This is a genomic window from Spirulina sp. LEGE 11439, from assembly GCF_059821285.1.
Map to the genome: position 1 here is coordinate 41,655 of NZ_JCAMRX010000029.1, position 19,668 is coordinate 61,322.

A 19,668-nucleotide genomic window follows, 5' to 3' on the forward strand; every position below is an offset into this window, starting at 1 on the left:
GCATTAACCTGACAGGATGAAAAATTCACGAACAGCCAAATCCTTTAAGGACTTTAGGGAATCTTGCGATCGCTAAAATTCTCTTTGAGGACACACACCCAAACCAACAAGTTCTCATCTAAATTATACTGCCATAAACTCATGTAGACGATCGAAAGAATCACCCTGTTACAATCGGAAAACTTTGTCTCAAAAATTAGACTAAGAAGTGTAAAAATATAGAGATTGCAAAAAAAATCACCCAAATTATGGGCGATCGCATAACCAAAAATTAATAACAATCAAAGTTGGGTTTTAAGAGTGAAAAAGGGTTTCTAAATAAACTCTCGCACAAGCACGATAATCTTGAGTCTCTCTTAAAGGTTTATTCTCGTTATTGTTCTGTAACAAAAATGAAGAAAGAGCCGCCGCGAATACACGGTCTTGATCCCATGTGGGATGAGCATCTAAATAAGTTTTTAAGGATTGGTGCAGATCTTCGGGAATTTCTGCCAAAATGCTAACGGTACTATTCATGACAACCTCGCTGGACTGGATAACGTGGGGGGGACATCGCTGAGGGAAAAGACTTCCCTACAACGTTAAAACTCGATACTTGGACGGGGATGGATGGATTGAGATTGGATGGAAGGTAGTGCGCTTTAACTCGATGTGGTTGTTCTCCAATTGTTCGTCCCTTCTCTACTATTTCGCGGGTAATTGGAGTTTTTGTCAATGCTGAGAAATGTTACGGATTTCTTTGTCAAAACTAAAGGTTTACGAAGAATCAAGCCTTTCAAGCCTTTTTTTGTTACTTAACTTTATATAAACTCAGTATAGAACCCATGATTCGCAGCCAAAAAGAAAATTTCCCCACCCTACCGCAATACTGGTTGTTTGCTTCCTTAACTTGTGGAAAACCTTGGGTAAACTGTGGAAAACTCTGGAAAACTTTGTGGAATGCTTGGGGATTTCATGGGGGAAAATGAAGTTAAAGAATAAGAATTGCGAATTTAATATCTGATTAATTTTTGTAGAAATGCGATCGCGTTTTTAGAGCAAATATACTGTCAGTCGGGGTTTTGCGATCGCAATTTTTCTGGGATAGATTTTAGTTAAACTTTATTTTTTGTGAGAAGCGATCGCGATCGATTCTCACTTTTTTGAATCTAAAAAAAAGATTAATAGTTAATAGGAAGAATTCCTAATAAGCTATTCTGATTTTTCAGTAAATGAAAGTAATTTGCAAGAAGGACGAATAATGTTATTCACCAAAATATTTCTACAATGCCTAAAATTAGGCAGAATTAAGCCTTTTTTGCTGGGAGCGATCGCACTGAGCGGTCTCTTCTGGATCGGTTTTAGTCGTGGTAGCTATTCCTTAATTAACTCTCAGAATTCTCAACAAGAGAGCAACAGGACGATTACGATCGCCCCGAGGGATCGCATTCTCCTCGCAGATGCCCACAATCTCGAACAAGCTGTCATCACCGATTTTGTCGATTTGACGATCGTTCCCACCTACGATCGCCTTTTGGGGCAAGCAACCGTGCTGAAAACATCCGTCGATCGCTTTGTCGCCAATCCAACTTCAGAAAACCTAAAAGCCGCGCGAGTAGCCTGGTTAGCGACACGGACTCCGTGGGAACAGAGTGAAGCCTTTGCCTTCGGTCCCGCATCCTCTCTTGGTTACGATGGCGATCTCGACGATTGGCCGGTGAATGAAACCGATGTTACAGCGATTCTCAAAAGCCGCGATCGCTTAACTCCTGAATATGTTGCTAATTTGCAAACGACCCAAAAAGGCTTTCACACGATCGAATTATTGCTCTTTGGAACCAATAATGACAAAGCAGTCGCGGATTTTTCGCGCAGAAAACTCGAGTTACTTAAATTACTCGCCGAGGCATTTGAGGCAACATCCCAAGACCTTGTAACCAGTTGGGTTGATGGAATTGCCGGCAACCCGCCTTATCGGGAAGTTTTAATAACGGCTGGAGAGCGCAATAATCCTGCTTACCTCACGAAAAAAGCTGCTTTAGAGGAGATATTGCAAGGAATGATGGGCTGTTTGGATGAAGTCGCCAACGAAAAAATTGGCGTTCCTTTAACGGACAAAAGTACCGACGATCTGGAAAGTCGTTTCAGTCACTCTTCCCTCAGCGATTTCAAAAATAACCTGCAAAGTGTGGTCAATGCTTATTTAGGCGGACTTCCCGATACGCGATCGCGCGGTGTGAGTATTAGCGATTTTGTGGCTCGAGCCGATGCCAACCTCGATCGCCAAATCCAACAGGAAATGAACGCAGCGATCGCCGCAGTCGCCGCTATTCCCGATCCCATCGAACCCAAAATCGCCGATACAGTCGCATTGGAGAAGTTAGCAACGGCACAAGAAGCGATCTTACAACTCTTTTCCACCATGGAAGAGAATGTTTTACCCCTCGTACAAAGCTAATTTTAATGAGCAATGCAGATCGCTTCCAGTAGAGGCGGGAAAGGGATTTTTTGAGTTTTGAGCAGGAGAACATTGATGTTAGAAAAATTTGTGCGATCGCGGGTTAAATCTCTGGGATATTTAATTTCCTTGTTTGCGATCGCCTTGATAGCGGGGGTGATTTTGTCGAGTTTTATCTCGCCCACTTCAGCCCAAATCCCTTTAGCCGGAGGCAAAACGACAGTTTTTAACCGCACCTCTAAGGCTTACGAACAACCTTCAGTAGGATTAAATGCAGCCGAAGAGGATCGCCATTTTGAGGGAGATTTGGCGTTTGATGCGGTCTTTGTCACTTCTCCCGCCCGCATTAATCCGGGTTTGGGTCCTTTGTTTAATAATGCTTCTTGTACGGGGTGTCATATCCGCAACGGTCGCGGTTTGCCGGAAAAAGGGCAGTTATTGGTGCGAGTGAGCAATAGTCGGACTCGTTCTAGTGAGATTGTTTCCGAGCAAGAACCCACAATCTCGGCCTATCATCCGGAAGCCTCGGTCAGCTTGGGGAATGCGCCTCCCGTGGAAGGGCTGGGAACGCAAATTCAAGACCAAGGCATTTACGGGTACGAACCGGAAGCAACGGTTGCGATCGCATGGGAGGAAAAAGCGGGTCAATATCAAGATGGTACGTCCTACTCTTTGCGATCGCCTCATCCCGAGATTATTCTTCCCAGTGGCGAGAAATTGGCTCCGGAAATCTTAACTTCTCTGCGTATTCCTCCCCCTGTTTTTGGGTTGGGATTACTTGAAGCTATTCCCGAGGAAACTATCCGCGACTTAGCCGATCCTGACGATCGCAATGGGGATGGAATTTCCGGTCGCGTTAATGAAGTTTGGGACGTGGAGAAAGCCGCGATCGCTTTGGGTCGTTTTGGTTGGAAGGCGAATAACCCCAACTTACTCCAGCAAACCGCTTCAGCTTATGTGAACGATATGGGGGTCACGAATCCTTTGTTTCCCGAGTCGGACACAGAACCCGACATCGATCGCAAAACCCTTGAAGATGCGGAGTTTTACGCGCAAACTTTAGCGGTTCCCGGTCGTATTCTTTTGGAGGATGCGGATGTTAAGCGAGGCGAGAAGTTATTTCAACAAGCAGACTGCGCGGGTTGTCACATTTCTACCCTTTCCACGGGGAATTCTGAAATTAAGGCTTTGGCCTATCAAACCATTCACTCTTATACCGACTTGCTTTTGCATGATATGGGAGAAGGGTTGGCGGACGATCGCCCGGATTTCTTGGCGACGGGACGAGAATGGCGCACGCAATCCTTATGGGGTATTGGTTTGACTCAAACTGTGCTACCTTATTCGAGTTATCTGCACGATGGTCGTGCGAGGACATTAGAAGAGGCGATTCTTTGGCATGGTGGAGAAGCAGAAGGTTCAAAGGAGCAATTTCAGGCCATGAGTCAGCGCGATCGCGATGCTTTAATTCGCTTTTTACGCTCTTTATAAACAAAAAAAAAGCGATCGCCGTTAATGCGATCGCAGAAAGAGGAAAGAGAGGGAAAGGTGTTTGTGTAGAGATTTTCAACTCAGCAATTATTCACAAATTCAAGGATTAGAAACGAGATCCGGAAATGATAGTAATGCGATCGCGACGTTGGCGAAGGGCTTTTTTATCAAAAACGTATTCGCTATAATCTGCCATCCCATCGAGTCCGAAAGCACCGAGAAAGATTTCGAGGAATAACCAGAAGGTCATTTTAAATAAGAGAGTTTGCCATTGGGAATTCATGGTTTTCGGCCTCGATCGGGGAGATTTGCGAATTGAGTGTTGATGCTGTTCCCTACAATTCCACTATCCTGTAATTTCCGATGGAATAGCGCGATCGCAAGCCCTCTCTTACCATGAGTTTTATCAAACAAAAAGGCGATCGCGCTTCCCTATTTCTGATGAGATCGATCGGCAAAATAGGTGAGGTTCATCTTCCGATCGGTATGATTCTCAGCACAATTTGGGTGCGATCGCAAGGGGAATGTGATATGACGGAAATTATCGAGTGACTGTGAAAGGTTGGGAATAGGGATTTTGTTCTGCGATCGCCACTGATACCCAATTCAGTTACCACAAACTATATTCAGGAACATCCTGTAATTTTGTAGGGACTTTGCATGCAACGTCCCTACGCTACAATTGAGGGGATTTTTTCTGGAAACCTCGTTCATGTCCGGTAAGTCTATTTATATTTCCCGTAAGTCTGCTGAGGAGTTGCAAGCTGCGTTTGTATCGGCGTTGAATGACCCGGAAAATAGTCCAACCCTGTTTCAAATTTGGGGTGTGGGTGGAGTGGGAAAGACGACACTTACGGATCGGTTGGTGCGAGAGTGCAAGAAGCAAGCAGATTTTGCGGTGGAGTCATTTAATTTTATTTCGATGGGGTTAAATGTGGAAATTTCTGACCCTATTTCGTTGATGAATCAATTTTACAAGCAGGTAGAGCCGAAATTTTGGCGGCGAGATTTGTTTTCAAAAAAAGATCCATTTTTATCGCTTTATCAACTTTATTACCAAACGATTCATCAATTAGAATCGCAACCGCTACCCGATAAACCGACAGTGACGGAAGCACAAACCAATCTCGTAACGAGTTTGTTGCAAAATGGGGCAAAAGTAGCGAGTTTATTTGGCGTACCGGGTGCGACAGTTGCGGAAAAGCATAGCGATCGCATTGTCGAGGGTGCGAAAATGATGCTGAGTGAAGCCGATCGCTGGAAGGATTTTCTCGCACAGCATCGCGCTACGAAGGAGAAGCAAGAGTTACAAGAGTTGATGTTGAAACCATTACCGAAGTTAACAGAAGCATTTGTAACGGGTTTACAGAGGAGAAAACGCCCGATTGTTTTGGTTTTGGATACCTACGAACAAGCACCGCCGGAAATCGATACTTGGTTATTATATTTGCTCTCGCGGACGAATTTAACCCAAACTAAGATTAAACTCTTAATTGCGGGGCGGCGCAATCTTTTGGAGCGAGAACCGTGGCGGAAACTCCAACAAGATAAAAATGCAGTTTACGATCGCGCTTTAGTTTGTTTTGATGAGGAGCAAGTTACCGCATATTTACAAGATATTGGCATTACTCAATCTTCTCAGGTCGAAATCATTATTAAAGCCACGAAAGGTTTACCTTACTATCTCGATAAGATTCGAGAATGTGTCGTCAAAGGAAAAGCGATCGATTTCTCTGCGATCGATCGCGACATCGAAAAGTTATTATTAGAAGGGTTAGATACGCGGGAAAAGTTGGCGACTCAATTGGCGGCTTGTTGTCGTTGGTTTAATAAGCCGATATTGAATTATATTTTGCAGGAGTTTCCCGAGTTCCAAGAGGAGTCAAAGGAAGGAAAAAAGCGCAATTGGTTTGAATGGTTGAGTAGTCGAGGGTTTGTGAAAGATGCCCAACGTCGTTGGAGTTTGGATGATGTGGCGCGGGATATTTTTCGAGAATCTTTTTATCTCGAAGATCGCGATCGCTTTGAGCAAATTAATTCCCGTTTAGCGGACTATTTTCAACAAGAGGCCGATCGGGAAATTCCCTCAGATCGCCATCCGGTAGAAAAGTATAAAAATTCGGCTTGGCGAGGCAATATTTCAGAGTTTATTTATTATCTGTTGCATACGGATCGGGATAGCGATCGGGTACAGTTTTTCTCGTATCTTTTTGAGTCTCGTTATCTCAGACAAGATGACATTTTAAAAAATTCTGTTGCCATAATTTTAGCAGAGTTTGATGCGGAGCGTCGTTTATGCGTCAAAGAATCGACAAGGAATTTTTTAGCTAAAATTCGTCCTATCGCTATTGAGGGTCGATGGATTTTAGGAAAAGATACAATAGATTATAAGTTCTTGGAGTCTCGTGAATTTTCTCGAGAGCAAATTGATGAGTCATTAAGAATTTGTTTGCAAAATACCAAGATATTTAACTCGTTTGCTGATTTAGCAAAATATGCAGCTTTGTTCTATAAATCTAAATATTGTCGTGAAGGGGAAAAACTCAATTGCTTGAGAATGGCAAATGAGCAAGCTAAAAAATGCTATTGTCTAGCCGATCTAGAATTTATGAGTGGTTTATTACTTTGGGATATTGGCAACTCTTTTTATTATTTAGAGCAGTATAAAGAAGCGATCATATCTTACGAGAAAGCCATAGAATTCAAACCAGATGACCATCAAGCATGGTATAATCGCGGCAATGCTCTGGGCAATTTAGGAAGAGTTGAAGAAGCGATCGCATCTTTCGAGAAAGCGATAGAATTCAAACCAGATTACCATGAAGCATGGTATAATCGCGGGGTTGCTCTGGGCAATTTAGGCAGATTTGAAGAAGCGATCGCATCTTTCGAGAAAGCGATAGAATTCAAACCAGATTACCATGAAGCATGGTATAATCGCGGGGTTGCTCTGGGCAATTTAGGCAGATTTGAAGAAGCGATCGCATCTTACGAGAAAGCGATAGAATTCAAACCAGATGACCATCAAGCATGGTATAATCGCGGGGTTGTTCTCGGCAATTTAGGCAGAGTAGAAGAAGCGATCGCATCTTACGAGAAAGCGATAGAATTCAAACCAGATTACCATGAAGCATGGTATAATCGCGGGGTTGCTCTGGGCAATTTAGGCAGAGTTGAAGAAGAGATCGCATCTTACGAGAAAGCGATAGAATTCAAACCAGATAAGCATGAAGCATGGTATAATCGCGGGGTTGCTCTGGGCAATTTAGGCAGATTTGAAGAAGCGATCGCATCTTACGAGAAAGCGATAGAATTCAAACCAGATGACCATCAAGCATGGTATAATCGCGGGTTTGCTCTGGGCAATTTAGGCAGAGTTGAAGAAGCGATCGCATCTTACGAGAAAGCGATAGAATTCAAACCAGATTACGCATCAGCTTTTTACAATAAATCTTGTGCTTATGCTTTACAAGAAAACAGCAAACTTGCTCTCGAAAACTTACAGAAAGCCCTAGAATTAGAACCCGAAAAATACCGAGAAATGGCGAAAACCGATACAGACTTCGATCGCATTCGCAACGATGACAGATTCCAACAACTCATTAACCCAGAAGCAAATTGAAGAATCCCAATAAATCCTAAAGTTTATAACCTAATGTAAATAATATAATATTTTCCAAATGAGCAATTGTTTCTTCTGTTAACTCACCAATTTTGCGAGATAAACGACCTTTATCTAAAACACGGAGTTGATGACATAAAGCAACCGAATCTCAATTTAATCCTCCTTCATCCTTGGAGATTAATAAACAACTTGGTAAAGAACTACGTTTGAGATTTGTTGTGAAAGGAATGACAATAATGGTACTGGTAAATTGAGAAATCATTTCTTCTTGAAAAAGAATAACCGGACGAACTCCAGCTTGTTCCGATCCTTGAGTCGGATCGAGTGTAGCAATCCAAACTTCACCGCGTTTAATACTCATTGCCGATCTTCTAATTGTAATAATTCTGCATATTCATTGATTCCTTTTTCTGCCATCTTACGATCTTCTTCTGCAAATTCTTGATAAAGATCGGCCACCTTCTTTAAATCGAAATCTGTTTGATGGTTCAACCGAGAGCTAAATTTCAGAAAACCAATGAACTTAACAACCTCCTGTAGTTGTTCTTCATTGAGCATTGCTATATCTCGATCTATTTTATCCTTTAGGGTTAGATTCTCAATCATTTTGATTCTCTTTGCTCCATCAGCATCATTGTAAGCGATATTGAGTTTAATTCTGTTCAATTTGGCCTTGTCCCGTTGTATTTTCTTGCAACCAATTCAACAAATCGCGATCCGATTGAAAATCAAAAATCGCCTCGCACAAATTCTCAGCTTGTTCCACAGATACACCTTGAATTTGTGTTTCCAACTCCGAAGAAAGTTCCCCAAAACGCCGCCGCAATAATCTTAACGTTACTTTTCGAGCTTCTTGCTGAACCCCTTGTTCGAGACCTTGTTCGAGACCTTGTTCGAGACCTTGTTCGAGACCTTGTTCGATGCCTCGTTCCATCCAACTCGTAACAATTTCCATAACTCGTTCCTCCTCAATTAAACCTAAATTTTCTAAATCTTGTTGAAAAAGTTGTTCTTCATTGTCGTTTAACTTTAAATAGGAATCCACAAACCCCGAAATGAGTTGAGTTCGTGCTGGGTCAAGCTGTAATGTTGCCAGCATCCGCAAACATTCTAACTTAACTTTGGGGCGATCTTCCGGCTGAATCTGCATTTTTGACATCAATGCAGCAGCAACAGGGTTGGGTTGACGGAGAAAAGTTCGCCAATGTAAGCAATTTAATTGAATCGTCGCAAAATTAAACACCAAAATTTGGCGATCTGGAAAACTAACGCGGTAAGAATTCGGTTCGGGTCGATAGGGCGTATCGAATGAGAAAATAGCAATCGGATAGATTGGCAAGTTATACTTAGCGTGCAGTCGAGCAAAATAAGCAAACATTCGCTGTTGAAAATCTGCTTGAGTTGAGGCTTGATTTTCAACATGAATCAAAAATAACCCTTCTCTGTCGCGAAACCGAACTTGTGCTAAAAGATCGATCTTTTTCTTTTCTCCAGTGGTGACATCGGTAAAAACTTCCTCTCGTAAAAAGATCGGTTCATCTCGTTCTACATATTCCAACACTTCAGGTAAAAAGAGTTCGATAAACTCCCAGAAAAATGTCGAAATCAGTTCCTTAAATAAGCGATCGTGGTCTATCATTGGCACTTGGCAATCGAATCTAGGTTTTATTGTACTATTTTTAGGTAGCGATCGCGAATCTCCCGCCTCACAAAAAAACCGATCGCTCAAATTCGCCCCCTCCACACCCCAAAACCGCCATAATTTCATCGCGATCGCCAATTCCTAAATTGTCCTTGACATAGCCAATAAATTGAGTATAGACTCAAAAACATATACAACAAATTGAATAAAAATTGTTGTAGACAATGAATTGGGTATTTTTACCATGACTTCCGAAGCAACGGTGTCCGAAGTAGCAGAATCGGCAGTCAAGATTTCCCCCGAAACCCTTGACACTGGCGACCTCAACCCCAGTAAAATCTCGCCGATCGCTCCCCCGCAAAAGCGATCGCCCCTCAAGAAATTGCCTTCTTTCCGGTGGTATTGGTTGCTTCCCCTCGCTGCGATCCCCATCGCTGCGATCGTCAGGAGTCAAATCCTCGTTTCTCCCCCAGCACCCGCCCCCGAAGTGCAAAGCATTCCCGTAAGAACCCTCACTGTACAGCCCGTCAGCAGCTACACCACCCAACGCACCTATAGCGGGGAAGTGGTCGCACGACGCAGCAGTGACTTGGGATTTGAACGCGGAGGTACCATCGTCGCCGTCCTCGTCGATGAAGGCGATCGCGTTAGTACCGGACAACCCCTCGCCCGCCTCGATACCAGGAGTTTGGACGCGCAACGATTACAAGCGATCGCCCAACGCGGCACCGCCGAGGCACAGTTACAAGAACTTAAAGCTGGGGCGCGACCAGAAGATATTAACGCCGCCCGTGCCAACGTTGCAGAGATCCAACAACAATTAGCACTTGCCCGTCGCAAACAGTCCCGCCGCCAATATTTATTTGATGAAGGAGCTATTTCGCGAGAAGCTCTCGACCAAGAAGAATATAGCGCCAATGCCCTACAAAATCGCCTCCAACAAGCACAAAGCAATCTTAACGAACTTTTAGCCGGAACGAGAACAGAGCAGGTTTCCGCCCAATCTGCACGGGTTCAGCAAATCGATGCCAGCATCCGAGGCATTGATGTCGAACTCTCTAAAAGCATCCTCCGCGCCCCTTTTTCTGGGAAAGTGAGTCAACGATTTCTCGATGAAGGCGCGATCGCCGGTGTGGGGAGTCCCGTGTTAACCCTCGTGGAACAGGGAAACTTAGAGGCACGTATCGGCATTCCCAGCGATCGCCTCGACTCCCTTACCGTGGGAACACAGCAACTCATCCAAGTTAGCGATCGCACCTATCAAGGAGTTGTCAGCGCCCTATTACCAGAACTCGACAGCACCAGCCGCACCGTTACCGCTATCTTGCAATTGGAAGCCGCCTCAGAGTTGCGGGTAGGGGAAACAGCGCGTTTAAACTTACGAGAAACTCAAACCGCAGAAGGCTTTTTATTAACTTCAACGGCTCTAATCCCCGGAGAACGAGGGCTATGGGCGGTTTATGTTCTCGGAGAAGCCGGAGAAGAAACGAATATCTATCAAGTGGCGCGACGAGACGTAGAACTGATCGAGACAGAAGGCGATCGCGTCTTAGTCCGAGGCACATTGCAAACTGGCGATCGGGTCATTCTCGACGGAACTCACCGTATTGTGAGCGGACAATGGGTGAAAGCAATAAACAATGGGCAATTATCCATTATCAATGAATCTCCTGATTAGTTCTCTCTCTGCGTTTCTCTGTGACTCTGTGGTTCATTTCCTTTATTTCCTAACGTATTTGCGTAATTCTATAGCGATCCGATCGTTCCTCATTTAACTTGTTATGTTTAATCTTTTCTATCGAAATCGCCAACTTTTAATTCTCACACTTACCTTAATTATTGTTTGGGGACTGTCTTCTTTTTTCACAGTCCCACGCATGGAAGACCCGCAAATTACCCAGCGTTTCGGGAGTGTCATCACTTTTTTGCCGGGGGCAAGTCCGGAACGAATAGAATCTCTCGTAACCGAGAAAATTGAAGACGAACTCCTCGAACTCGAGGAAGTTGAATCCCTCAGATCGACTTCTAGTACGGGGATTTCTCGTATTGTCGTCGAACTCAAAGAAACGATTCTCGATGTCGATCCCGTTTGGGCAAAAGTTCGCAGCAGTCTCGATGATGTCGTCCCCGAATTGCCCGCAACTGCCACAAAACCAGAATATCGCGATAATACCGTGTCCGCCAGTGCCTTAATTGTCGGGTTAACGTGGGATTTGCAGACTTCTCCCAACTATGCCATTTTGCGCCGCCTTGGGGAAGGGTTGAGCGATCGCCTTCGGACTATACCCGGAACCGATAAAGTTGAGGATTTTGGCGAACCCGATGAGGAAATTCGGGTCGAAATCTCCTCGGTAGATCTCGCCCGTTTGGGACTCACAACACGGAATCTCGCACAACAAATTCAAGCCAGCGATGCCAAGGTTTCCTCGGGACAACTTCGCAGCCGAGATTCTGAATTACTCTTTGAAGTCGATAGCGAATTGGATTCTCTAGCAAGAGTGAGAGGAATTCCCATCCAACTCGGGGCGGACGGACAAACGGCAACCCTTGGAGATATTGCAACCATCGCAAAAGGCGCAACGGATCCGCCTTCAGATATTGCCATTGTCAACGGTCATCCCGCGATCGCTATCTCTGCAACGGTAGAATCCGATTATCGGGTGGATAGTTGGGCAAAAGATGCCAGAAAGGTTCTTGAAGAATTCCAAGGTCAGCTTAGCGACGGGTTGAGCTTACAGGTTATTTTAGATCAGAGTCAATATGTGCAACAACGGCTAGATGGAGTCATCGGAAACTTAATCCTCGGTTCGAGTTTGGTCATTGGGGTTTCGTTGTTTCTCTTGGGTTGGAAATCTGCGTTAATCGTCGGATCGGCGCTACCTTTAGCAACCTTGATGGTATTTGGCTGGATGAAAGTTTTGGGAATCCCTTTACATCAAATGTCGGTCACGGGGATTATTATTGCCTTGGGATTGCTCATCGATAATGCGATCGTCGTGGTGGATGAGATGCAAACTCGTTTAAAAGCAGGATATCAGCCCCCCGAAGCCGTTAGTCAGACTGTCAAGCATTTACTCGTCCCGCTTTTGGCTTCCACTCTCACCACCGTCTTAGCCTTTATGCCGATCGCTTTTTCACCGGGACCCACAGGGGAATTTATCGGCACGATTGGCTTAACGGTGATTTTAGCCTTGTTGAGTTCTTTATTTCTCTCTTTAACGGTTATCGTTGCGTTAGTGGGACGCTTGCATTATTGGCAAATCTCATGGCTGCGTTGGCAATGGTTGCGATCGGGCTTCGGGAATTCTCGCTTAACAGAAGTCTATCGCCAAACCTTGCGGCTACTCTTTCGCCGTCCTTGGTTGGGGGTCGGTTTAGCGCTGATTTTACCCGTTTTGGGTTTCCTCCAGTTTGCCACTTTAGAACAGCAATTTTTCCCACCCACTAACCGCGATCAGTTTCAAATTGAGGTCGAATTTCCCTCGCAAACCGCCCTTTCCCAAACGCGATCGCAAATCCTGAAAGCGCGGGATTTAATTCGCCAGCATCCCGATGTCAGCGAGGTACATTGGTTTTTAGGTAAAAGTGCGCCGGCTTTCTTCTACAACGTCATTCCCTCTCGGGAAAATGCCCCGGAATATGCCCAAGCGATCGTGCAGTTACATTCCGCCGATCGCCTGCAAGAAACCCTGCAATCTCTGCAAAAAGAACTCGATGCAGCCTTCCCCGCAGCGCAAGTATTGGTCAAACAATTAGAACAAGGACCGCCTTTCGACGCACCTATCGAATTGCGCTTATACGGTTCCGAGATCGATCGCCTGCGAACCTTGGGGAACGAACTGCGGGGCTATTTGGCACAACTCCCCGCCGTCACTCACACCCGCGCCGATCTCAGCGAAACCTTACCTAAATTAGCTTTAACAGTAGATGAAGTGCAAGCGCGACGGGCTGGACTGGATAATAGCGCGATCGCCTCGCAATTAGATGCGGCATTGGAAGGAGCGATCGGGGGGTCGATCCTCGAAGATACGGAAGATATCCCCATTCGAGTACGAGTTCCCGATGCAACGCGAGGGAGTTTGTCAGGGGTTGCTTCTTTAGACCTCGTATCCCCTCACAATGGCGCGACGATTCCTCTCGATACTTTAGCCGATGTGAATTTAGTGCCAAATTTAGCCTCAATTTCCCACCGAGACGGTCAGCGCGTCAATGCGGTCAGCGCCTTTCTTAAAGCAGGGTCGTTACCGGATACGGTATTGAAGGAATTTGAGGGAAATCTGCAAACATTGGGTTGGGAATTACCGCCGGGTTATCGTCTCGAATATGGGGGAGAAGCGGATGCCCGAGGATCGGCAGTTGGCAATCTTTTATCGACTGTTGGGGTTTTGGCGATTTTGATGTCTGCAACTCTCGTTCTTTCCTTCAACTCCTTTGGTTTAGCCGCAGTCATCGGATCGGTAGCGATCGCGGCCATGGGATTAGCCTTTTTTGCCCTCTGGCTGTTCGATTCCTTATTTGGTTTTACCGCAATTTTAGGCACTTTGGGGTTAGTTGGTTTAGCCATTAATGACTCAATTGTCGTATTGGCTGCTTTGCGAGAGAATCCCCAAGCGAAAGCAGGAAACCGGAAAGCAACGGAAGAAGTCGTCCTGAAAGCTACTCGTCACGTCATCGCCACAACCCTCACAACGATTATGGGATTCGTTCCTTTATTGTTAGATAAAACGGGATTTTGGCCGCCCTTGGCGATCGCGATCGCAGGGGGACTCGGAGGTGCAACATTACTGGCGTTATATTACGTCCCTTCCGTATATTTATTGCTGCATCGTCGGCGAACTTCTCAACGGTGGGAAAGCAAGCCATTAGGAAATCGTATCGGGATCGATGCCTAACTCTTGTAAGCGATCGCGCAATGCTTGATTTTTCTGGCGTTCCTCCTCTGCAAGAGTTTCAGCGCGATCGGCTCTTTCTCGTTGTCGTTCTTTCTCTTCTCTTTCGCGATCGCGTTCCTCTTCAGCTAAATTAGCGCGTTCTTGCTCTTGTTCGGCGATTTCTTCGGGTAAGAGAACCAAATTACCAGAGCGATCGTAAACTCGCAACCAAACCGCCGTTTCTCGCTTCAGAGTTCCTTCCCAAGTTCCCAACCATAGTCCCAAACTTTCGCACCATAACCAGCCGCGATCGCCCGGTGTTAGGTCTTCATATTGCAAGTTTGCGCCTAAATGCCACCCTTGCAAAGATTCGCGATCGAAGGGGTCGTAAACAAAGTAATCTCGCGTTCTGAAAGTTCGTTCGTAAAGTTGCTTTTTAACGCCTGTATCTACGCTTGCAGTGGAGGGGGACATTAATTCCACAATAACATCAGGATAGCGTCCTTCCTCTTCCCAAACAATCCAACTGCGACGCTCTCGAGTGCCATCGACATTCAGAGTCACAAAGACATCGGGACCGCGAAAATCTCTGTTTCTCGCTTGTGCGCTACTGTAATAAACGAACATATTCCCGCTTGCATAATAGTCCTCTCGTCCTTGGTATGCTTGGTTAATGGAATCGATAAGGACGTTCATAGCGATGCGGTGGCGGTTACTTTCCAAAGGTTCTCCATCGTCGTGGGGTAGATTGCTTGGCGGGAGAGGGATTTCCTCATCTATGACCTCGGGATGGGTTGCTTCTTGAACCAATTCAACAGACATGGCGACTTCTCCAACCTTGATGAGAACAAGTATACCTGAATTGTTTTTTGCTGTCGAGAGGTGAAGGGCGATCGCTTTCTTCATCCTCTATAATTAATCTTGCCAAGATTTCTGAAAGGCGATAAGTGATGAATGAAGAGAAAAAATTGTTAATTGTCACCGCAGAACCGCGCGATCGCAATGTCGATGGGGGTAGAGGTAATCCTTACGCACCACAAAGAGCGATCGCGCGAACGGTGGAAGTGAGTGCGGATGTGGTTAAGGAGAAAATGTCGGATTTTGTGGAGATGGTGGGGGAGATGTTCGATCGCGCGGAAACGAAAACGGGGATGATTTTGGATGAGGTGGAATTGTCGGTAGAAATTACCGGGGATGGGAATGTAAAGTTGATGGGAACGGGGATTGGTTTGGAAGGAAAAGGGGCGATTGTATTAAAGTTTAAGCGCGATATCTAAATAATGGCAAATCATGCTCTAATCATTGGCATTAATGAGTATCAGCGCTTACCCTCCTTGCGTTTTGCTTTGCGAGATGCGGCGTTGATGCGGGATTTTTTAGCGGATGAGTTGGGATTTGAGGAGGTGTTTTATTTTGCCGATGATTCTCTTGCGATCGATGCACCGGATGGTTCACAACAAGAAACGCAACCCACTTACAGCAATTTAATTTCTTTTCTGCACGACTTTTTTGAGCATCCGCAGTTAGAACCGGGGGATAATTTTTGGTTCTTTTTTAGCGGTCACGGAATGCGGAAAAATGGGCAAGATTATCTCGTTCCTTGTACGGGTAATCCTCGCTTGGTGACGCAAACGGCGATCGCGATCGGGTATATTGCGGAACGGTTGCGGCGATCGGGTGCGGATAATGTGATTCTTTTTCTCGATGCTTGTCGCGATGAGAATAACCAAGGGGACAGATCCGGCGCGATCGGGTTGGAACACCATCAAGGAACGATTTCTATTTCTGCGTGCAGTCCTTATGAGCGATCTTTTGAGATTGAAGCGATCGCACAGGGTTCATTTACTTATGCGCTGTTGGAGTCGTTGCGAATACGGGGTGCGGATAATTGTGCGACGGTGGAACGCTTATACAACCGTTTGCGCTATCGGGTGACGGAGTTGAATCAGCAGTACGAAAAGCCGAGACAAGTGCCGTATGCTGTCGTAGAACCGGCGCAAAAACTCCATTACATTCTCCTCCCCCAACAGGCAACGGAACAAGATATTTTGTTGCTGGTTTCGGAAGCGAGAGAGGCAGAACTAGAAGGAGATAACGAACTGGCAGAACAGTTATGGGTGCGAGTTTTGGCGGTTTCTCCGGCTAATTCTAAGGCGTTGAAGGCATTAAAACGGATTTGGGGGAAAAGTTCTCAAAAAGTGCCTCAAATGTCTAAAAAAGCAGATAAAACGGGGAACAAGTCATCCAATAAACCCCCACTTCCTGCTTTTGATTTTGAGGTGGTTATGGTTAATGCTAAAGGACAGATCGTTAAGACGGAGAAGCGATCGGCGAACTATCAGCGAGAAGAGTTGGGGAATGGGGTTGCGATCGATATGGTAGAAATTCCGGGAGGGACGTTTATGATGGGATCGCCAGAAGGACAAGGAGATGATGACGAATATCCTCAACATCAAGTCACGGTAAAACCCTTCTTCATGGGAAAAACCCCTATTACCCAAGCACAGTGGCGAGAAGTAGTGACGCGAGTGGAAACCATAGAAAGAGACCTCGATCGCGATCCGTCCCGTTTTAAAGGCGATAAACGACCCGTAGAGAACGTTTCTTGGTTCGATGCGATCGAATTTTGTGCCAGATTATCTAAACTGACAGGACAGAACTACAGACTACCCAGTGAGGCGGAATGGGAATATGCTTGTCGTGCAGGGACAAAAACGCCGTTTCATTTCGGGGAGACGATAACAACAGATTTAGCGAATTACGATGGCAATTATACTTTTGCGAATGCACCGAAAGGAAAGTATCGAGAAGAAACAAACCCTGTTGATGAATTTGCCTATCCGAATGCCTTTGGTTTGTACGATATGCACGGAAATGTCTGGGAATGGTGTTTAGACCCGTGGCACGATAATTATGAAGGTGCGCCAACGGATGGGAGAGTATGGGATGAGAATGAGAATGATTATCAAAATCTATCTAAAAATCTCGAAAAGCTATTGAGCAAAGAAAATAGTACAATAGTACGGGGCGGTTCTTGGAACAATTCTCCGAGGTATTGCCGTTCCGCGTATCGCTTCAACGACTATCGCGCGAATCGTGACGACGATATCGGTTTTCGGATTGTGCGCGTGCAGCCGAGGACTCTTTAGCCCTTTTCCATTTTGCCCTCTTGCCCTTTTTTCGCCGTCAGGCGATCGATTTATTTCTAACAGAAATCGAGCAAATAAATCGGTAATTGAATCCCATTTCTCGCTTGCGATTTATGAGAGTCGATCGAAAATTAAGAACATAAATTTGCAAAAGTATTGATGCTCTCATTGTCGATCCGCCGGGGATTCAAAATCCCCGTCTCATACAAAAAATCCATTAAAATGGATTGAAACCGCGAGATTTTACCTTCAATTTATGAATTCAGTCCTCTTGAGAGGACTTCTCGTATGAGACAGGGAATTTTATTCCCTGACGGATCGCAAATTAGCGATGTAGGTTGGGTAGAGGGACGAAACCCAACAGTATTAATGTTGTTGGCGTTGGGTTACGCTGTCGCTAACCCAACCTACGATATTAACGTTGATTTTCCAGATTTGATATAAGAACATAAATTTGTAAAAACATTGATGCTCTCATTGTCGATCCGCCGGGGATTTTAAATCCCCGTCTCATACAAAAAATCCATTAAAATGGATTGAAACCGCGAGATTTTACCTTCAATTTATGAATTCAGTCCTCTTGAGAGGACTTCTCGTATGAGACAGGGAATTTTATTCCCTGACGGATCGCAAATTAGAAAATCAATGTTGTTTGCGATTTTGTTTGAGGATCGGAGATCGTGCGATCGCACTGCTAGCAAAATAATTCTCAGCAAATGCGATCGCAAAACAGGAAAACTTTACAAAATGAGAACAATTACTTTGTTAAACTAAATATTATTCCCAGCAATCTTAATTCTCGATTGACATGAGCAATTCAATCTTTCTCAATCTTCCCGATGAATTATACCAGCGAGTCGAAACAATCGCGCGAGAATCTCGCCGGGATATTCAAGATATTCTCTTAGAAACCTTAGCGATCGCCTTAACCAACAAAACTATTCAAGAGCAGTTAATTTCCTCTGCTTCAGAATCTACAGACATGATGAAGTTAGCAGAAACAGGCTTTTCTGAATGGAACAATCCCGAAGAAGATATCTATCATGTCTAAACCAAAACCCTATGAAATTTGGTTGGTACGCTTTCCTTTTAGCGATCTGACCTCAACTAAAGTTAGACCATCTCTCGTATTAGCCATTCACCGAGACGAATTCATTATTCTGGGAATTTTCTCCAAGATTCCCAGCGAATCTTTGCCGGAAACTTGGGTATTAATTTCAGAAACCTATCCTGAATTTTCTCAAACCGGACTGAAAAAAACTTCCCTCATTCGAGCCGATAAAATTGCAACCGTCAATCAATCAATTTTTCAGAAACAGTTAGGAATTTTACCCTCAGATTTAGCGATCGCAACTTGACAAGCAATCGCGATCGCATTGGGTCTGACTTGAGACGATCGAAAAAGCGATCGCACTGCTAGCAAAATAATTCTCAGCAAATGCGATCGCTTTTGCACGAGTTCAAATCCAATCTATAAAGAAATCGGCAAAAAACTCAATATTTTGCGTTTAGATCGAATTAATAGAACTCTACTATTCACAATAAAAATAGACAGATCAAACATCGATTCGATAATTGAGTTGATGTTCATCTCCTGGCAACCCTCGGAAACCCCAATTATGAGCCGGCATCTCGAAGATCGCAAACTCCAAATCTTGAACTGTGATATCTAAGGTTTGCGGAATGCGAGTAAAAAGAAGTTGAATCAATCTTTTTTTCGTTTCTATTGTTCTTCCTGCAATTAAATTAAACTCAATAATTGTATATTTATCCGTGCGTCCTTCAGGATAAAAAAAGTCTCCTGAATCGAGAAGAATAAAACGATGAGCGCGTTTATTTTTAGGAAATTGTAAAGCCTCCATAACACATTCATGAATCATATCTGAGAGTTTTTCTCGAATGGGTTTGAGATGAGTGCGAAGACCATAAATTTTGACCTGTGCCATAATACCCTAACTATAATTCCTAGTGCCAAATAAACGAAAATATTTAGAAGCGATCGAAGAGTTGATTAAAATCATCAGGTTGTGCCTTATAGTTTAACATATTTTCGCTGAGAATGACCCATTTTTGAGCGCTCTGAGTCCAAAGATTTCCGACTGGTTTTAGCCAGCTTGTATCATCTAATGTTCCGGGTTTAACGTTAGTAATCTTGAGGTTTCGGGAAGGATTGTGAAATAATCTCGTACCACACTCTCCACAAAAAAAACAACTTACTTTACGTTTACTCTCGGAGATTCGCTGCCATTGTTTGGGCTGTCCTTTGAGGATAATCAAAGCATCGCGAGGAACAGGCATTGACATCCCAAATGCACTAGAAGATTGCTTCTGACATTCCATACAATGACAAGCATAGAGAGTTAAAGGTTGCGCTCGAATTTCATAGCGAATTTGTCCGCATTGACATCCTCCCGTGTAAGAAATCGCCATAGTTATTGCCTCAAATTTTTCCG

At 44.6% G+C, this 19,668-nt stretch carries 20 protein-coding genes and 1 pseudogene; 12 read left to right on the plus strand and 9 right to left on the minus strand.

What is annotated here, in order from left to right; genetic code table 11:
• Nucleotides 1-53: 53 nt before the first annotated feature.
• Nucleotides 54-281, minus strand: a complete 228-nt coding sequence (locus AC6RV6_RS18415) for a hypothetical protein (protein ID WP_500242338.1) — start codon at nucleotides 279-281, stop codon at nucleotides 54-56.
• A 13-nt stretch (nucleotides 282-294) separates the two neighbouring features.
• Nucleotides 295-516, minus strand: coding sequence for a DUF2811 domain-containing protein (locus AC6RV6_RS18420; RefSeq protein ID WP_500242339.1), 222 nt, complete (start codon nucleotides 514-516; stop codon nucleotides 295-297).
• Nucleotides 517-824: 308 nt separating this feature from the next.
• Between AC6RV6_RS18420 and AC6RV6_RS18425 the strand changes: the two genes are divergently transcribed.
• The 3 genes from AC6RV6_RS18425 (at nucleotide 825) to AC6RV6_RS18435 (ending at nucleotide 3,928) form a co-directional block, all read left to right on the plus strand.
• Nucleotides 825-968 (plus strand): hypothetical protein, encoded by a 144-nt coding sequence (locus tag AC6RV6_RS18425; RefSeq protein ID WP_500242340.1) that lies wholly within the window; start codon nucleotides 825-827, stop codon nucleotides 966-968.
• A gap of 272 nt (nucleotides 969-1,240) precedes the next feature.
• Complete coding sequence (locus tag AC6RV6_RS18430; RefSeq protein WP_500242341.1) at nucleotides 1,241-2,437, plus strand: imelysin family protein; 1,197 nt, start codon at nucleotides 1,241-1,243, stop codon at nucleotides 2,435-2,437.
• A 75-nt stretch (nucleotides 2,438-2,512) separates the two neighbouring features.
• On the plus strand, nucleotides 2,513-3,928 hold the full coding sequence (locus tag AC6RV6_RS18435) for a di-heme oxidoreductase family protein (RefSeq protein WP_500242342.1): 1,416 nt from the start codon (nucleotides 2,513-2,515) through the stop codon (nucleotides 3,926-3,928).
• Nucleotides 3,929-4,034: 106 nt separating this feature from the next.
• On the opposite strand, the gene AC6RV6_RS18440 is transcribed toward AC6RV6_RS18435, so the two are convergent.
• Nucleotides 4,035-4,211, minus strand: coding sequence for a hypothetical protein (locus AC6RV6_RS18440; protein ID WP_500242343.1), 177 nt, complete (start codon nucleotides 4,209-4,211; stop codon nucleotides 4,035-4,037).
• 113 nt (nucleotides 4,212-4,324) lie between these two features.
• Here AC6RV6_RS18440 and AC6RV6_RS18445 point away from each other — a divergent pair, with 113 nt between their 5' ends.
• Together AC6RV6_RS18445 and AC6RV6_RS18450 are read left to right on the plus strand one after the other, a co-directional pair.
• Complete coding sequence (locus tag AC6RV6_RS18445; protein WP_500242344.1) at nucleotides 4,325-4,480, plus strand: hypothetical protein; 156 nt, start codon at nucleotides 4,325-4,327, stop codon at nucleotides 4,478-4,480.
• A gap of 160 nt (nucleotides 4,481-4,640) precedes the next feature.
• Nucleotides 4,641-7,550: a tetratricopeptide repeat protein gene (locus tag AC6RV6_RS18450; RefSeq protein ID WP_500242345.1), complete on the plus strand. Its 2,910-nt coding sequence runs from the start codon at nucleotides 4,641-4,643 to the stop codon at nucleotides 7,548-7,550.
• Between the two features lie 16 nt (nucleotides 7,551-7,566).
• On the opposite strand, the pseudogene AC6RV6_RS18455 reads toward AC6RV6_RS18450, so the two are convergent.
• The 3 genes and pseudogenes from AC6RV6_RS18455 to AC6RV6_RS18465 all read right to left on the minus strand — a co-directional run bounded on the left by AC6RV6_RS18455 (nucleotide 7,567) and on the right by AC6RV6_RS18465 (nucleotide 9,192).
• A pseudogene (locus AC6RV6_RS18455) lies at nucleotides 7,567-7,914 on the minus strand (type II toxin-antitoxin system PemK/MazF family toxin).
• Entirely contained in the window at nucleotides 7,911-8,159 is a 249-nt protein-coding gene (locus AC6RV6_RS18460; RefSeq protein ID WP_500242346.1) for a hypothetical protein, read from the minus strand. Before AC6RV6_RS18460 ends, AC6RV6_RS18455 begins: the two are co-directional and overlap by 4 nt.
• A gap of 46 nt (nucleotides 8,160-8,205) precedes the next feature.
• Nucleotides 8,206-9,192, minus strand: a complete 987-nt coding sequence (locus AC6RV6_RS18465; protein ID WP_500242374.1) for an Rpn family recombination-promoting nuclease/putative transposase — start codon at nucleotides 9,190-9,192, stop codon at nucleotides 8,206-8,208.
• A gap of 247 nt (nucleotides 9,193-9,439) precedes the next feature.
• On the opposite strand from AC6RV6_RS18465, the gene AC6RV6_RS18470 reads away from it, so the two are divergent.
• Entirely contained in the window at nucleotides 9,440-10,873 is a 1,434-nt protein-coding gene (locus AC6RV6_RS18470; RefSeq protein ID WP_500242347.1) for an efflux RND transporter periplasmic adaptor subunit, read from the plus strand.
• 103 nt (nucleotides 10,874-10,976) lie between these two features.
• Nucleotides 10,977-14,087 carry an efflux RND transporter permease subunit gene (locus AC6RV6_RS18475; RefSeq protein ID WP_500242348.1) on the plus strand — a complete coding sequence of 1,037 codons (3,111 nt, stop codon included), beginning with the start codon at nucleotides 10,977-10,979 and terminating at the stop codon, nucleotides 14,085-14,087.
• Here the strand turns inward: AC6RV6_RS18475 and AC6RV6_RS18480 are convergent.
• Nucleotides 14,058-14,888: a Uma2 family endonuclease gene (locus AC6RV6_RS18480; protein WP_500242349.1), complete on the minus strand. Its 831-nt coding sequence runs from the start codon at nucleotides 14,886-14,888 to the stop codon at nucleotides 14,058-14,060. The two genes, AC6RV6_RS18475 and AC6RV6_RS18480, sit on opposite strands and share 30 nt — an antisense overlap.
• A gap of 128 nt (nucleotides 14,889-15,016) precedes the next feature.
• Here AC6RV6_RS18480 and AC6RV6_RS18485 point away from each other — a divergent pair, with 128 nt between their 5' ends.
• The 5 genes from AC6RV6_RS18485 to AC6RV6_RS18505 all read left to right on the plus strand — a co-directional run bounded on the left by AC6RV6_RS18485 (nucleotide 15,017) and on the right by AC6RV6_RS18505 (nucleotide 18,573).
• A complete protein-coding gene (locus AC6RV6_RS18485; protein WP_500242350.1) occupies nucleotides 15,017-15,343 on the plus strand; it encodes a Pepco domain-containing protein in 327 nt (108 codons plus the stop codon).
• A gap of 3 nt (nucleotides 15,344-15,346) precedes the next feature.
• Nucleotides 15,347-17,215 (plus strand): SUMF1/EgtB/PvdO family nonheme iron enzyme, encoded by a 1,869-nt coding sequence (locus AC6RV6_RS18490; RefSeq protein WP_500242351.1) that lies wholly within the window; start codon nucleotides 15,347-15,349, stop codon nucleotides 17,213-17,215.
• 288 nt (nucleotides 17,216-17,503) lie between these two features.
• Nucleotides 17,504-17,659, plus strand: a complete 156-nt coding sequence (locus tag AC6RV6_RS18495; protein WP_500242352.1) for a hypothetical protein — start codon at nucleotides 17,504-17,506, stop codon at nucleotides 17,657-17,659.
• Between the two features lie 364 nt (nucleotides 17,660-18,023).
• Nucleotides 18,024-18,266: a hypothetical protein gene (locus tag AC6RV6_RS18500; RefSeq protein ID WP_500242353.1), complete on the plus strand. Its 243-nt coding sequence runs from the start codon at nucleotides 18,024-18,026 to the stop codon at nucleotides 18,264-18,266.
• Nucleotides 18,259-18,573 (plus strand): type II toxin-antitoxin system PemK/MazF family toxin, encoded by a 315-nt coding sequence (locus AC6RV6_RS18505; RefSeq protein WP_500242354.1) that lies wholly within the window; start codon nucleotides 18,259-18,261, stop codon nucleotides 18,571-18,573. Before AC6RV6_RS18500 ends, AC6RV6_RS18505 begins: the two co-directional genes overlap by 8 nt.
• 198 nt (nucleotides 18,574-18,771) lie before the next feature.
• Here the strand turns inward: AC6RV6_RS18505 and AC6RV6_RS18510 are convergent, their stop codons facing one another.
• Nucleotides 18,772-19,161 carry a tautomerase family protein gene (locus tag AC6RV6_RS18510; RefSeq protein ID WP_500242355.1) on the minus strand — a complete coding sequence of 130 codons (390 nt, stop codon included), beginning with the start codon at nucleotides 19,159-19,161 and terminating at the stop codon, nucleotides 18,772-18,774.
• A 43-nt stretch (nucleotides 19,162-19,204) separates the two neighbouring features.
• Complete coding sequence (locus AC6RV6_RS18515; RefSeq protein WP_500242356.1) at nucleotides 19,205-19,645, minus strand: GFA family protein; 441 nt, start codon at nucleotides 19,643-19,645, stop codon at nucleotides 19,205-19,207.
• Nucleotides 19,646-19,668: the final 23 nt, after the last annotated feature.

Coding starts and splice junctions, on each gene's coding strand:
- AC6RV6_RS18420 (WP_500242339.1), bottom strand. CDS start 516: ATGAATAGTACCGTTAGCATTTTGGCAGAAATTCCCGAAGATCTGCAC.
- AC6RV6_RS18425 (WP_500242340.1), top strand. CDS start 825: ATGATTCGCAGCCAAAAAGAAAATTTCCCCACCCTACCGCAATACTGG.
- AC6RV6_RS18430 (WP_500242341.1), top strand. CDS start 1,241: ATGTTATTCACCAAAATATTTCTACAATGCCTAAAATTAGGCAGAATT.
- AC6RV6_RS18435 (WP_500242342.1), top strand. CDS start 2,513: ATGTTAGAAAAATTTGTGCGATCGCGGGTTAAATCTCTGGGATATTTA.
- AC6RV6_RS18440 (WP_500242343.1), bottom strand. CDS start 4,211: ATGAATTCCCAATGGCAAACTCTCTTATTTAAAATGACCTTCTGGTTA.
- AC6RV6_RS18445 (WP_500242344.1), top strand. CDS start 4,325: ATGAGTTTTATCAAACAAAAAGGCGATCGCGCTTCCCTATTTCTGATG.
- AC6RV6_RS18450 (WP_500242345.1), top strand. CDS start 4,641: ATGTCCGGTAAGTCTATTTATATTTCCCGTAAGTCTGCTGAGGAGTTG.
- AC6RV6_RS18460 (WP_500242346.1), bottom strand. CDS start 8,159: ATGATTGAGAATCTAACCCTAAAGGATAAAATAGATCGAGATATAGCA.
- AC6RV6_RS18465 (WP_500242374.1), bottom strand. CDS start 9,192: ATGATAGACCACGATCGCTTATTTAAGGAACTGATTTCGACATTTTTC.
- AC6RV6_RS18470 (WP_500242347.1), top strand. CDS start 9,440: ATGACTTCCGAAGCAACGGTGTCCGAAGTAGCAGAATCGGCAGTCAAG.
- AC6RV6_RS18475 (WP_500242348.1), top strand. CDS start 10,977: ATGTTTAATCTTTTCTATCGAAATCGCCAACTTTTAATTCTCACACTT.
- AC6RV6_RS18480 (WP_500242349.1), bottom strand. CDS start 14,888: ATGTCTGTTGAATTGGTTCAAGAAGCAACCCATCCCGAGGTCATAGAT.
- AC6RV6_RS18485 (WP_500242350.1), top strand. CDS start 15,017: ATGAATGAAGAGAAAAAATTGTTAATTGTCACCGCAGAACCGCGCGAT.
- AC6RV6_RS18490 (WP_500242351.1), top strand. CDS start 15,347: ATGGCAAATCATGCTCTAATCATTGGCATTAATGAGTATCAGCGCTTA.
- AC6RV6_RS18495 (WP_500242352.1), top strand. CDS start 17,504: ATGAGACAGGGAATTTTATTCCCTGACGGATCGCAAATTAGCGATGTA.
- AC6RV6_RS18500 (WP_500242353.1), top strand. CDS start 18,024: ATGAGCAATTCAATCTTTCTCAATCTTCCCGATGAATTATACCAGCGA.
- AC6RV6_RS18505 (WP_500242354.1), top strand. CDS start 18,259: ATGTCTAAACCAAAACCCTATGAAATTTGGTTGGTACGCTTTCCTTTT.
- AC6RV6_RS18510 (WP_500242355.1), bottom strand. CDS start 19,161: ATGGCACAGGTCAAAATTTATGGTCTTCGCACTCATCTCAAACCCATT.
- AC6RV6_RS18515 (WP_500242356.1), bottom strand. CDS start 19,645: ATGGCGATTTCTTACACGGGAGGATGTCAATGCGGACAAATTCGCTAT.